The sequence below is a fragment of the Nocardiopsis sp. MT53 genome, from assembly GCF_019598965.1.
GTDB classification, from domain to species: Bacteria; Actinomycetota; Actinomycetes; order Streptosporangiales; family Streptosporangiaceae; genus Nocardiopsis; species Nocardiopsis changdeensis.
The window spans coordinates 3,156,556-3,168,733 of record NZ_CP080599.1; the positions used below are offsets into that span (position 1 = coordinate 3,156,556).

Consider the following 12,178-nt stretch of genomic DNA (forward strand, 5'->3'; position numbering starts at 1 on the left):
GGTGAAGAACATCCGAAACGATCATGAGGTGGCCCGCGACCTGGCGAGCGAGGCGGGGCAGCTGCTGCTGCGCCTGCGCGCCCGGCACGGCTTCGACGAGCCCGACGTCCTGAGGACCCTGGGCGACCGGACCTCGCACGAGTTCCTGTTCTCCGCCCTGGGGCGGCTGCGCCCCAGCGACGCGGTGCTCTCCGAGGAGGGCGTGGACGATCCGGCCCGGCTGCGCGCCCGCCGGGTGTGGATCATCGACCCGCTGGACGGCACCCGCGAGTTCGCCGAGGCGGGCCGGGTCGACTGGGCGGTGCACGTGGCCCTGTGGGAGAACGGCGAGCTGGTCGCCGGGGCGGTCGCGCTGCCCGCCCAGGGCAGCACCCTGTCGACGGTGGACCCGCCCTGGCTGCCCGAGGAGCGCCCGTCGGGGCAGCGGCTGCGGATCACGGTCAGCCGCTCGCGCCCGCCCGCGTTCGCGCAGCGGATGGCCACCCAGCTGGGCGCTGAGCTGGTCCCGATGGGGTCGGCGGGCGCCAAGATCTGCTCGGTACTGCTGGGCATGGCCGACATCTACGTCCACGCCGGCGGCCAGTACGAGTGGGACACGGCCGCCCCGGTGGCGGTCGCCCAGGCGGCCGGCCTGCACGCCTCCCGGATCGACGGCTCGCCCCTGCGCTACAACGTAGCCGACCCGCTACTCCCCGATGTCCTTGTATGTCGATCGGAATTGTCGGGTATGTTGTTGGCTAGCATCCGCGACGGCGCGGACCTGGACAGCGCCGGTCCGCACGCGGGGGGCTAGCCGAGAGGCCCTCCGCCGTCGTCCGAACCGGTGCCCCCAGCGGTATCTCTAAGGCGGATTCATGGGTCAGGCGAGTCAGCAGGCGCCCGGGCGCTACCAGCTCTCCCAGCTGGACGTCCTCGAGGCCGAGGCGATCTTCATCATGCGCGAGGTGGCCGCGGAGTTCGAGCGGCCGGTGCTGCTCTTCTCCGGCGGCAAGGACTCGATCGTCATGCTCCGCCTCGCGGAGAAGGCCTTCTGGCCGGGCGCCGTCCCCTTCCCGGTCATGCACGTCGACACCGGCCACAACTTCCCCGAGGTCATCGAGTTCCGGGACCGCCGGGTCGAGCAGGCCGGGGTGCGCCTGGTCGTCGCCTCCGTCCAGGAGCAGATCGACGCGGGCAAGGTCGCCGAGCCCACCGGCCGCTGGGCCAGCCGCAACCGCCTCCAGACCGCCGCCCTGCTGGAGGCCATCGAGGAGCACGGGTTCGACGCGGCCTTCGGCGGCGCCCGCCGCGACGAGGAGAAGGCCCGCGCCAAGGAGCGCGTGTTCTCCTTCCGCGACGAGTTCGGCCAGTGGGACCCCAAGAACCAGCGCCCCGAGCTGTGGAGCGTGTTCAACACCCGCATCGACCGGGGCGAGCACATCCGGGTCTTCCCGATCTCCAACTGGACCGAGCTGGACGTGTGGGCCTACATCCGGCGGGAGCGGCTGGAGCTGCCCTCCATCTACTTCGCGCACGAGCGCAGCGTGTTCGAGCGCGACGGCATCCTGCTCGCCGACTCCCCGATCATCGAGCGCGACGACACCGAGGTCCCCTTCACCGAGACCGTGCGCTACCGCACGGTGGGCGACCTGACCTGCACCGGCGCGGTGAAGTCGACCGCCGTGGAGCTCGACGACATCATCGCCGAGATCGCCGCGACCCGGATCACCGAGCGCGGGCAGACCCGGGCCGACGACCGCGCCAGCGAGGCCGCGATGGAGGACCGCAAGCGCGAGGGCTACTTCTAGCCCTCCACCGGCCCCCACGGACGCCCGCGGAGCAGCACGCCCCGCCCGCCCTTCGGACGCATTTCTTCCCACAGAGGACCAGCGAGCATGAGCAACGACATCCTGCGGTTCGCCACGGCGGGCTCCGTGGACGACGGCAAGAGCACCCTGATCGGCCGCCTGCTGTTCGACTCCAAGTCGATCTTCGAGGACCAGCTCGACGCGGTGGAGCGGACCAGCGCCGCGCGCGGCGAGGAGCACACCAACCTGGCGCTGCTCACCGACGGCCTGCGGGCCGAGCGCGAACAGGGCATCACCATCGACGTGGCCTACCGGTACTTCGCCACGCCCAAGCGGACGTTCATCATCGCGGACACCCCCGGGCACATCCAGTACACCCGCAACATGGTCACCGGGGCCTCCACCGCCGACCTGGCGATCATCCTGGTGGACGCGCGCAAGGGCCTCCAGGAGCAGAGCCGCCGGCACGCCTTCCTCACCACGCTGCTCCAGGTCCCGCACCTGGTCCTGGCGGTCAACAAGATGGACCTGGTCGACTACGACCAGGCCCGGTTCGAGGAGATCAAGGCAGAGTTCACCGACTTCGCCGCCAAGCTGGACGCGCGCGACCTCACCTTCGTGCCCATCTCCGCCCTGCACGGCGACAACGTGGTGGAGCGCTCCGAGAACATGCCCTGGTACAGCGGCCCCTCGCTGCTGCACCACCTGGAGAACGTGCACATCGCCTCGGACCGCAACCTCATCGACGCGCGGTTCCCGGTGCAGTACGTGATCCGGCCGCACCGGTCCGACGACCCCGAACTGCACGACTACCGCGGCTACGCGGGCCAGCTCGCCGGGGGAGTGCTCAAGCCGGGGGACGAGGTGGTGCACCTGCCGTCCGGGCTGACCAGCCGGATCGCCAGGATCACCACGGCGGACGGGGACGTCGCCGAGGCGTTCGCGCCGATGTCGGTCACCCTCCTGCTGGAGGACGAGATCGACATCTCCCGGGGCGACATGATCTGCCGCCCCAACAACACGCCCACGGCGTCCCAGGACATCGAGGCGATGGTCTGCTGGATGACGGACGCGCGCAAGCTGACACCGCGCTCCAAGCTCATCGTCAAGCACACCACCCGCACGGCGAAGGTCATGGTGAAGGACCTGCGCTACCGGCTGGACGTCAACACGCTGCACCGCGACGAGCAGGCCGACCACCTGGCGCTCAACGAGATCGGCCGGGTGCGGCTGCGCTCCACCCAGCCGCTGTTCGTCGACGAGTACTCGCGCAATCGGCAGACGGGCGGGTTCATCCTCATCGACGAGGCCACCAACGCCACGGTCGGCGCCGGCATGGTCGTCCGGGCCGACTAGGGCCCGCTCTCCGAACGCACTCCTGTGCCGCCTCACGGTCCTCCGGTGGCCGGGAGGGGACACCCCGGCGAAGCCCGCGGTCGTGGCCCGTCCGGTGAGGGCGGCGGGGGCCGGAGGCCTCCGCCGCCGAGGGACGCCGGCCAGGCGACGGTGCCGCGTCCGCGGTGCCTTCGGAGTGCCTGCGCCGCCCCGTGGCCCTCTGGTGGCACTGGAGGCGCAGGGGCGCGGGTCGCGGGCGCCGATTCACGAACGGGGCCGCCCACGGAGGGTCTCCGGCCGGGGCCTTTCGTGAGGGCTTCGCCCGCGCGCCTTCGGGCCCCCGTGCCGCCTCACGGACCTCTGGCGGCACGGGAGGCGCAGGGGGCGCGGGTCGCGGGCATCGACGCGCGAACGGGGCCGCCCGATGGGCGGCCCCTTCGTCGTGCGCGGGATCGGTGACGGAGAGTGCACGGAGGGTGGGCGGGCTCCTCCGGCTCCGACCCGTTTCATGAATCAATGGCTTCATCATTCGCTTATTTCCTCCATATTTCTCAACGTAAAACCGTGTTCCGGCGCCATCGGTACGCCGTCCCCCTTTCCTCTCCGGGAAAGGACGAAGCCCCACTACACAAGCGTTAAGCGGCATCGCGCTCCGGAGTGGGCGCAGACGGGTGCGGTGCGACGCGCGGTGCCGGATCGGGCTTCCCGGCGAGACGAACGGCGAAAAAAATCCGCTGAACCCTGGCGTAAAGGACAGTCGGTGATTAGGGTTGCACATCGCAGCAAAGGAGCAATCGACTGATCACAGTCGGTTATCACGCGCTGTGGCTCTTACATCCCCATACCCCCACCTAGGAGAAAAAGAGTGCATAAGCACCACCCCCGCCGGGCCGTGATCGGCTTCGTCGCCGCCGGCGCCCTCTCCGTCCCCCTGGCCCTGTCCGGCGCCGTCGCCGCCGGCGCCGACGAGCTGGCCCCCCTCTACACGAGCACCGACGCCGTCTCGGGCGAGTGGTTCGTGGTCCTGGAGGAGACCATGGGCACCGCGTCGGTCACCCCGAGCGCGCTCGGGATCGCGGCGAACGACGTCAACCACACCTACGAGGAGGTCTTCCAGGGGTACTCCGCGACCCTGACCACCGCCGAGGTGCAGGAGCTGCGGGCCCAGGACGGCGTGGCCTACGTCGAGCAGGTCGGCGTCGCCCACACGACCGCCACCTGGGGCCTGGACCGCATCGACCAGGAGGACCTCCCCCTGGACGACTCCTACACCACCACGGCCGACGGCTCCGGCGTCTCCGCCTACATCATCGACACCGGCATCGACCCGGACCACCCCGACTTCGAGGGCCGGGCCTCCTCCGCCTTCGACGCCTACGGCGGCGACGGGTTCGACGGCAACGGCCACGGCACCCACGTCGCGGGCACCATCGGCTCCGCGACCTACGGTGTGGCCCCGGCCGCCGACCTGTTCGGCGTCAAGGTGCTGAGCGACAGCGGCTCGGGCAGCTACGACGACGTCATCGCCGGTATCGACTGGGTGGCCGCCAACGCCCCCGACAACTCCGTCGCCAACCTGTCCCTGGGCGGCCCCGCCTCCCAGGCCGTGGACGACGCCGTCAACGCCCTGGCCGACTCCGGCGTGTTCGTGGCGGTCGCCGCGGGCAACGAGGGCCAGGACGCGAACAACGTCTCCCCGGCCCGCGCCGAGGGCGTCACCACCGTCGGCGCCTCCGACCGCAACGACGCCGCGGCCTACTTCTCCAACCACGGCTCCCCGGTGGACCTGTACGCCCCGGGCGTCGCGATCGAGTCGACCGTTCCGGGCGGCGGCGTCGAGGCCCTCTCCGGCACCTCGATGGCCAGCCCGCACGTGGCCGGCGCGGCCGCGCTGTACAAGAGCGCCAACGGCGACGCCGACCAGGCCACCATCCAGGACTGGCTGGTCGCCAACGGCGGGCAGGACAAGCTGAGCGGCGTCCCCTCGGGCACCGTGAACATCCTGCTCAACGTCCAGGGCCTGTGACCCGGTCCGGGATGTGGAGACCCCGCCCGTCCACACCCCGACCCTGACGCAGGACGAATGATGACGGCCCCGGCCCGGGACGCGAACCCCCGGCCCGGGGCCGTCGCATGCCCGGACGGGGGAATATCCCGCAACGGGAGCGAGTGGTAACGGAAAGTAATAGCCTGGACGGGTGGAAGAGGCATACCGGTTGGTTTTCGTCGGCGGCATGGGCCGTTCCGGATCGACCCTGATCGAGCGGCTGCTGGGCGAGCTGCCCGGGTTCTGCTCGGTCGGCGAGACGGTGCACCTGTGGCGGCGCGGGGTGGTGGAGAACGAGCTCTGCGGGTGCGGGCTGCCGTTCGCCGACTGCGGGTTCTGGGAGGACGTGGGCAGGGAGGCGTTCGGTGGCTGGCAGCGGCTGGACGTGCGGCGCGTGCTGGGCCTCAAGGACCGCGTGGACCGGACCCGTTTCCTGCCCGTCCTGCTCAACGGCTCGGACGAGGGGCCGCTGGCTGAGCGCAGCGTCCGCTACACCGAGCTGTACCACCGGCTCTACACCGCGATCGCCCTGGTCGGCGGCTCGTCGGTGATCGTCGACGCCAGCAAGCACGCCTCCCTGGCCGCCTGTCTGCGCTGGCGGTACGGGGCCCGGATGCGGCTGCTGCACGTGGTGCGCGACCCCCGGGCGGTGGCGCACTCCTGGAGCAAGCGGGTGCCCCGGCCGGACGCCTCGCCCGACAGCAGCGAACCGGAGATGGCCCGCTACTCCGCGGGGCGCTCCGCGGTGCAGTGGATGGCGCAGAACGCCTGCTTCGACGCCCTGGCCCGGCGCGGCATCCCCACGCTGCGGGTGCGCTACGAGGACTTCACGGCCGCGCCGAACGAGGAGTTCGCGCGCATCGCCGAGTTCGCCGGGTACCGGGGGGAGTGCCCGGACCTGGAGGACGGAGTGTCGCTGTCGCGGGGGCACGCCCTGTCGGGCAACCCGATGCGCTTCGCCGCCGGGCCGGTGGGGGTGCGCTCCGACCAGGGGTGGCGTGAGGCCCTGCCGCCGTGGCGGCGGAGGCTGGTGACGGCGATGACGGTACCGGGGCGGCGGCGGTACGGGTACTGATCCCGGGCCGGGGCCGCTGATCTCCGTCCGTTTTGCCTGCTGGGGGTGTTGCGTCCGCCTGTAGTAACATATTGTGTTCATAAGAACACTTTCTGTGCAGACTTCGGGGGGCGGGCGTTGTGGACAGCGGACCGGTACGGGTGATGGCGTCGATGGGGGCCGTGCTGCTCACCCTCACTCTCACCGGAGCGGACGGGGGCGGGCCGACCGGGCAGACCGGGCAGGCGGAGGCGCCCCGGCGCTCGTTCACCGCGCCCATGCTGGGACTGCCCTCCGGGGCCGAGTACCGCTGCACCGTCTCGGAGATCCTCGAACCCAGCTGCGGGGTGTGGTGGGGCGGCAGCCCCCACGAGGGCGACGTCGCCCAGCTGGAGGAGGCCGCCGGGCGCCGGATGGACATCGTGTACACCTGGCGCGGCATCGACCAGGCCCAGGTCCCCGGCGAGCGGGAGCGGCGCCTGGTGGCCGAGGGGCGGTTCGTGCACACCAACATCGAGGCGCGCAGGTTCACGCGGCCCGGGCACCCCGACGTGTCCTACCGGTCCATCCTGGCCGGGGAGTTCGACGGGGTGCTGCGCGACCAGGCGCGCGCGGTGGCCGCGCTGGAGGCGCCCTACTTCCTCACCTTCGACCACGAGGCGGACGCCAACAAGCGCTACAACAAGCGCGGGACGCCGCAGGAGTTCACCCGGGCGTGGCGGCACATCGTCGACCTCTACGAGGAGGAGGGGGCCGACAACGCCATCTGGGTGTGGAACGTGACCGGCTGGCGGGACAACCTCGACCGGCTGCCGGGGCTGTGGCCGGGCAACGAGTACGTCGACTGGATCAGCTGGGAGGCGTACAACATGACCGGCTGCGACCTCATGCCGGGGTGGGACCACGTGGACTCGTTCGAGGACGCGCTGCGGCCGGCGTACGAGTGGATCCAGAACGAGGGCCCGAAGCACGGGATCGACCCGGCCAAGCCGGTGATGATCGGCGAGATGGGGACGACGTTCATCGGGGCGCGGGAGACCCTGGAGTGGTACGCGGACGTGCCGCGCGTGCTGCCCGAGTACGAGCGGATCCGGGCCGTGAAGGTCTGGGACAGCAAGGTGTCGGAGGGGTGCGACTTCCGGCTGGGGGTCAACCGGTACGCGCAGCAGGGGTTCGAGATGGCGGGCCGGGACCCGTACGTGAACATGCCGGACCGGGTGCGGCGGCTGGTGGAGTACGCGCACCGGGACTGACCCGAAAACCCGGTGACACGTTCCGTCCCGCCGTGGTCGAATCCGCTCCATGGGTACGGAACTGTGGAACATCGTGGACGTCGAGGCCACCTGCTGGAGGGGGTCGCCGCCGCCGGGCTCGGCCAACGAGATCATCGAGATCGGGCTGAGCGTCGTCGACGCCGCCACGGGGGAGCGGGTGTCCCGGCACGGGCTGCTGGTCCGGCCCGGGCGGTCCGAGGTGAGCCCGTTCTGCACCGAGCTGACGGGGATCACCCCGGAGATGGTGGAGGGCGCGGTGGACTTCGCCGAGGCCTGCCGTTGGCTGGTCGCCGAGCACCGGTCGGCCGAGCGCCCGTGGGCGAGCTGGGGCGACTACGACCGCAGGCAGTTCGAGCGCCAGTGCGCGATGACCGGGGTCGGCTACCCCTTCGGCGGCCGCCACGTCAACGCCAAGAGGGTCTTCGGCGAGGCCTACGGGATGCGCAAGAGGCCGCCGGGCATGGCGCGGGCACTGGACGCCGCCGGGCTGCCGCTGGAGGGGCGCCACCACCGGGGCGAGGACGACGCGTGGAACATCGCGGCCCTGGTCGCGCACCTGGTGGACCGCGGGGTCTGGCCGGGCGCCGAGGCCGCGGACGCCGGGGACCCGGTGCCCACGGCCTGACCGGCCCGCACCCCGGCCGAAGAAGCCCTCCGCGCGGTGCCCCGCCCGCCGCCGCGGCGCGGGCCGGCGGCGCCCGCGTCACCGGTCCGGCGGGGTTCCCCCGGCCCCGTCCCCGCCCGCCGCGGCCGTGACGACCGAGGCGAACGCGGAGCCGAGGGAGTCCGCGACGGCCTCCGGGTCGCCGAGGTAGCCGTTCACCATCGCCCCGTCCCGCAGGAGCATCAGCTGCCTCGCGGTGGCGTCGACGTCGGCCGCGCGCGCCTCGGCGGCGATGGCGGCGAACTCCCCGAGCATCCATCCGCGGTGCGCGTCGACGGCGGCCCGGACCGGGTCGTCCGGGTCGGAGAACTCCGCCGCCGCGTTGATGAACGCGCACCCGCGGAACCCGGGGCGGCAGCTCGCGTCCCCGATGCCGGCGGCCAGCGCGCGCAGCGATCCCAGCGGGTCGCCCCCGCGGCGCACCTCCCGGAGCCACGCGCGCTCCGCGGCCGCCTGTTCCTCCAGGTAGGCGACCACGAGGTCGCCCTTGGCGCGGAAGTGGCGGTAGAAGGTCACCTTCGTGATGCCCACCTGCTCGATGATGCGGTCGGCACTCGTGGCGCGGATGCCGTGCGCGTAGAACAGCTCGTTCGCGGCGGCGAGGATGCGCGCTCTCGTGGCGGACCCCGACCGGGCGCGCTTCACCGGTCCGGCGGCCTCGGCGTGCATGTCCTGCTCCTGTCTCGACGTGTCCCACTGGTTGCACCAGCACTGCGGACAGTTTAGGGTCGCCAATGTAGACGAACTAGTTACTCTACTTATGGCGCCCGGGGAGGCCCGATGCGCGGAGGCCGTCACCGGCGTCGCGCGCGCGGGCCCGCCGGCCGCACCCGACCCCCGCACCCTCTACGAAGGAGAGACACCATGACCGTGTCCGACACGGCCGCGCCGTCGCGGTTCGACGCCGCGCTGCGCCGCCTGTACCTCGTCCGCTTCGCCTTCGCCGTCGCCTGGGCGGCGGTCCTGTTCCCGGCCTCGGGGAGCGCGGGGCCGCTGCTGACCGCCCTCCTCGTCGTCTACCCGCTCTTCGACGCGGGCGCGGTCCTGTGGCAGCTGCGCACCGGGGACCGGGACCCCGGCGCGCCCCGGGCGGCGGAGTGGACCAACGTGGTGGTCAGCGCCGCCGTGGCCGTCGCCCTGGGCTGGGCGTCGACGGTCTCCACCGCCGCAGTCCTCGCCGTCTGGGGCGTGTGGGCCGTGGGCTCCGGCATCCCCCAGCTCGTCGCCGCCGTCCGCCGACGAGGTGCCGGTGGCCGGGTGCCGCAGATCCTCAGCGGCGGGATCTCGGTCCTGGCCGGGGCCGCCTTCCTGGCCCAGGGACTGCGGGGCTCCGGCGACATCGCCGGGGTCGGCGGCTACGCGGCCGTCGGCGGGGTCTTCTTCCTGGTCTCCGCCGTCCGGCTGGGAGTCCTGCTGCGGAGGAAGGCGTCATGACGGGCGCGGCGGGACCCGGCCGGGGCCGGGACCGCGCGGGGACGACCGCCGCCGTGCGGACCGGACGCGGAGCCGCCGAAGCGGGTACGGGAACAGCGCGGTCTCACCGGAGGCGCAGCGCCGCCGAGTAGTTCCGGCCCTGTTCCCGGACGGACTCCAGCCGCCACGGGGACCGGTGGACGAGCCGTTCGAGTCCGTCGGGGCCGACCAGCAGGTAGTCGAACCAGCCGGTGGCCAGGGTGCCGCTCCGGACCCGCATGCGGATCTGGCCGGGCAGCCGCCCCCGCGCCCGGTTGTGATCGTGGTAGGCGGTGTGCTCGGGGTCGGAGGTGGCCGGGTCCATGCCGGTGCCGATCAGCAGGGCTCCGGGCCGGGCCAGGGCCGCCAGCTGTTCCAGCACCCGCGGGGCGGCCTCTTCGCTCTGGAGGAGACCCAGGTTGTTCCCCAGCAGCAGGAGGGAGTCGAACGCGCCGATCCCGGCGGGCGTCCGAACGCGTCCCCGATCCGGGGTTCAGGGGTGTGCTCCATCGGCTCGGCTTCGCAGCCCTCCCGGCGCGGGCGGGAGGGGGCCGCCGCCCCGGGCCCGGCCGGACCCGGGGCGGCGGCGGGTCACAGACCCTTGCCGCGCAGGTGCAGGGCGCGCATGATCCAGCCCGGCGGGACGCCCAGCACCACCAGGAACGCCAGGAGGGCCCGGGCCTCCGCGGGGCGGGCGCGCAGGGTCGTGCCGATCCAGCGCAGGGCGGCGCGGCGGTGTCCGGCGGCGGCCTCGGCGAAGGCGATCTGCCCGGCGACGCGGGCGTGGCCGCGGGGGACCAGGCGGAACTCCGGGTAGCGCTCCAGCAGCCAGCGCAGCGCGGTGGCGATGGTCTGCCAGCGGCCGGAGAAGTGCGAGCGGCGGTGCCACAGGACGCGCACGCCGGTCTCGGGGATGTTGCGGATGGGCCCGCGGCGGGCCAGGCGCAGCAGCAGCTCGTAGTCCTCGGCGTAGCTGCCGGGGATTTCCTCGCTCACGGTCCCGCAGCCGTCGATCATCGCCCGGCGGCGGATGAGGAACGTCGACGGGTGCAGCTCGGTCAGCCGCGACCCCAGCAGGTCGCCGAAGGTGACACTGGTGCGGTCCAGCGTCCGCACCGCCTCGACCCTGTCGTAGACCACGGTGATGCCGCAGCACACCAGGTCCGTCCCCGGCTCTTGGAGCATGACCCGGACCTGGGCGCGCAGCTTGCCCGGCAGCCAGGTGTCGTCGTCGTCGCAGAACGCCACCAGGTCCGTGTGCGCCGCGAGGACGCCGGTGTTCCGCGCCCCCGCCAGGCCCGGGGTCAGGGTGTTGGTCACCACCCGGACCGGCCGGGTCCCCTCGGCGCGGGCCAGGGAGGGGTCGGGTTGGTCGTTGTCGTAGACCACGATCGTGGTGATGGTGCCGGGGTAGTCCTGCTCGGAGATCGCCCGCAGGGTGCGGCGCAGGAGCTCGGGCCGGTCGCGGGTGGGGACGACGACGGTGACCTCGGGCCAGTCCGTGACCTCCTCGGACTCCGGACGGGGCCGCGGGTCCGGAGTCCGGGCCCCGGGGGCGACCAGGTCGATGAGGGCCCCCGCGCGCAGTGCGGAGCGGACCGCGCCCTCGTCGTCCTGGGGGCCGACGCGGAAGTCGTCCGGGGAGGACAGCGCCTTGTCCAGCAGGGCGTAGAGCTGCTGGGGGCTGGAGCAGGCGCGCACGCGGCCGGCCTCCTCCAGCCGGGACACGAACAGCAGCTGGTGGTCGTCCACGTGCTCGCCCAGCTCCGGGTCGCGCGGCACCACCACCGGCAGGTGCCCCGCCCGGCGCGCCTGCACGATCGTCCCCGGCCCCCCGTGGGTGACCACCACCCGCGCGGCGCGCATCAGCTCCCCTAGGTCGTCCCCCGGCAGGAACGGCGTCCCCGACGCCGCCAGCGGCTGCGCGCTGTGCCCGTGCTGCACCAGGATCCGCAGGTCCCGGTGGGTCCGGGCGTAGTCGTCGATCCAGCGCACGAGCCGGTCGAACGCGTGGTGGTCGGTCCCGATGCTCACCACGATGTCCGGGTGGTCGCTGCCGTCGGGCCGGGGCGCGGGTCGGGTGGTCTGTTCGGTCACAGGAGCGGTCCTACCGTGATGGCGGTCGGCATGAAGGCGCGCTGCTCCTCCCACTGGGCGAGGGACAGCCGCGTGAAGGGACGGCACAGCCGGGCGGTGAGCGTCGGGGTGTCGATCCGGTCGTAGACCTCGATGTAGACGGTCGGGACGCGGCACAGCCGCCCCAGGGCGAAGAACGGCAGGGCCACCCCCGCCCCCGTCGACACCACCACGGCCGGCCGCTCGGTGCGCAGGACGCGGGACGCGAGCCCCGTGTTGCGCAGCAGGTTGCCCGCGTTGCGGGTGGTCGGGTGATACGCCCAGTGAACGCGTTCACCCGCCAGCGCGGACTCGGCGTCCGGGGTCCGGAAGGTCACCCAGGCCCGCTCGCGCCCCTCCCACCAGGGGCGGAGCGCGCACAGCTGGGCGAGGTGCCCTCCGTTGGAGGCCACCAGGAGAACCGGTCGCGAAGACATGGAGTCATCATCC

12 protein-coding genes are annotated in these 12,178 nt (G+C 72.8%); 8 read left to right on the plus strand and 4 right to left on the minus strand.

The window, feature by feature from the left end:
- Window position 1: 1 nt before the first annotated feature.
- From K1J57_RS14090 to K1J57_RS14120, 7 genes are all read left to right on the plus strand, one after another.
- Window positions 2-793, plus strand: a complete 792-nt coding sequence (locus K1J57_RS14090) for a 3'(2'),5'-bisphosphate nucleotidase CysQ (protein WP_220564868.1) — start codon at window positions 2-4, stop codon at window positions 791-793.
- Window positions 794-854: 61 nt separating this feature from the next.
- Window positions 855-1,787 carry a sulfate adenylyltransferase subunit CysD gene (gene cysD / locus K1J57_RS14095; RefSeq protein WP_220564869.1) on the plus strand — a complete coding sequence of 311 codons (933 nt, stop codon included), beginning with the start codon at window positions 855-857 and terminating at the stop codon, window positions 1,785-1,787.
- 87 nt (window positions 1,788-1,874) lie between these two features.
- Entirely contained in the window at window positions 1,875-3,143 is a 1,269-nt protein-coding gene (gene cysN, locus K1J57_RS14100; protein WP_220564870.1) for a sulfate adenylyltransferase subunit CysN, read from the plus strand.
- A gap of 844 nt (window positions 3,144-3,987) precedes the next feature.
- On the plus strand, window positions 3,988-5,148 hold the full coding sequence (locus K1J57_RS14105; protein ID WP_220564871.1) for a S8 family peptidase: 1,161 nt from the start codon (window positions 3,988-3,990) through the stop codon (window positions 5,146-5,148).
- 208 nt (window positions 5,149-5,356) lie between these two features.
- Window positions 5,357-6,244 (plus strand): sulfotransferase domain-containing protein, encoded by an 888-nt coding sequence (locus K1J57_RS14110; protein WP_220565535.1) that lies wholly within the window; start codon window positions 5,357-5,359, stop codon window positions 6,242-6,244.
- Between the two features lie 119 nt (window positions 6,245-6,363).
- Window positions 6,364-7,476: a glycoside hydrolase family 26 protein gene (locus K1J57_RS14115; protein WP_255647047.1), complete on the plus strand. Its 1,113-nt coding sequence runs from the start codon at window positions 6,364-6,366 to the stop codon at window positions 7,474-7,476.
- A gap of 49 nt (window positions 7,477-7,525) precedes the next feature.
- Window positions 7,526-8,122, plus strand: a complete 597-nt coding sequence (locus K1J57_RS14120; protein WP_220564872.1) for a 3'-5' exonuclease — start codon at window positions 7,526-7,528, stop codon at window positions 8,120-8,122.
- A 78-nt stretch (window positions 8,123-8,200) separates the two neighbouring features.
- On the opposite strand, the gene K1J57_RS14125 is transcribed toward K1J57_RS14120, so the two are convergent.
- Entirely contained in the window at window positions 8,201-8,830 is a 630-nt protein-coding gene (locus K1J57_RS14125; RefSeq protein WP_220564873.1) for a TetR/AcrR family transcriptional regulator, read from the minus strand.
- Window positions 8,831-9,025: 195 nt separating this feature from the next.
- Here K1J57_RS14125 and K1J57_RS14130 point away from each other — a divergent pair, with 195 nt between their 5' ends.
- A complete protein-coding gene (locus tag K1J57_RS14130; protein ID WP_220564874.1) occupies window positions 9,026-9,595 on the plus strand; it encodes a DUF308 domain-containing protein in 570 nt (189 codons plus the stop codon).
- A gap of 103 nt (window positions 9,596-9,698) precedes the next feature.
- Here the strand turns inward: K1J57_RS14130 and K1J57_RS14135 are convergent, their stop codons facing one another.
- The 3 genes from K1J57_RS14135 to K1J57_RS14145 form a co-directional block, all read right to left on the minus strand.
- On the minus strand, window positions 9,699-9,995 hold the full coding sequence (locus tag K1J57_RS14135; protein WP_220564875.1) for a hypothetical protein: 297 nt from the start codon (window positions 9,993-9,995) through the stop codon (window positions 9,699-9,701).
- 209 nt (window positions 9,996-10,204) lie between these two features.
- Window positions 10,205-11,710: a glycosyltransferase gene (locus K1J57_RS14140; RefSeq protein WP_220564876.1), complete on the minus strand. Its 1,506-nt coding sequence runs from the start codon at window positions 11,708-11,710 to the stop codon at window positions 10,205-10,207.
- Window positions 11,707-12,165 (minus strand): UDP-N-acetylglucosamine--LPS N-acetylglucosamine transferase, encoded by a 459-nt coding sequence (locus tag K1J57_RS14145; protein ID WP_220564877.1) that lies wholly within the window; start codon window positions 12,163-12,165, stop codon window positions 11,707-11,709. Before K1J57_RS14145 ends, K1J57_RS14140 begins: the two co-directional genes overlap by 4 nt.
- Window positions 12,166-12,178 lie beyond the last annotated feature (13 nt).

Excerpts from the sequence above, each read along its gene's own strand:
- K1J57_RS14120 (WP_220564872.1), top strand. The coding sequence starts at position 7,526 with ATGGGTACGGAACTGTGGAACATCGTGGACGTCGAGGCCACCTGCTGG.
- K1J57_RS14110 (WP_220565535.1), top strand. The coding sequence starts at position 5,357 with ATGGGCCGTTCCGGATCGACCCTGATCGAGCGGCTGCTGGGCGAGCTG.
- K1J57_RS14130 (WP_220564874.1), top strand. The coding sequence starts at position 9,026 with ATGACCGTGTCCGACACGGCCGCGCCGTCGCGGTTCGACGCCGCGCTG.
- K1J57_RS14145 (WP_220564877.1), bottom strand. The coding sequence starts at position 12,165 with ATGTCTTCGCGACCGGTTCTCCTGGTGGCCTCCAACGGAGGGCACCTC.
- K1J57_RS14125 (WP_220564873.1), bottom strand. The coding sequence starts at position 8,830 with ATGCACGCCGAGGCCGCCGGACCGGTGAAGCGCGCCCGGTCGGGGTCC.
- cysD (WP_220564869.1), top strand. The coding sequence starts at position 855 with ATGGGTCAGGCGAGTCAGCAGGCGCCCGGGCGCTACCAGCTCTCCCAG.
- cysN (WP_220564870.1), top strand. The coding sequence starts at position 1,875 with ATGAGCAACGACATCCTGCGGTTCGCCACGGCGGGCTCCGTGGACGAC.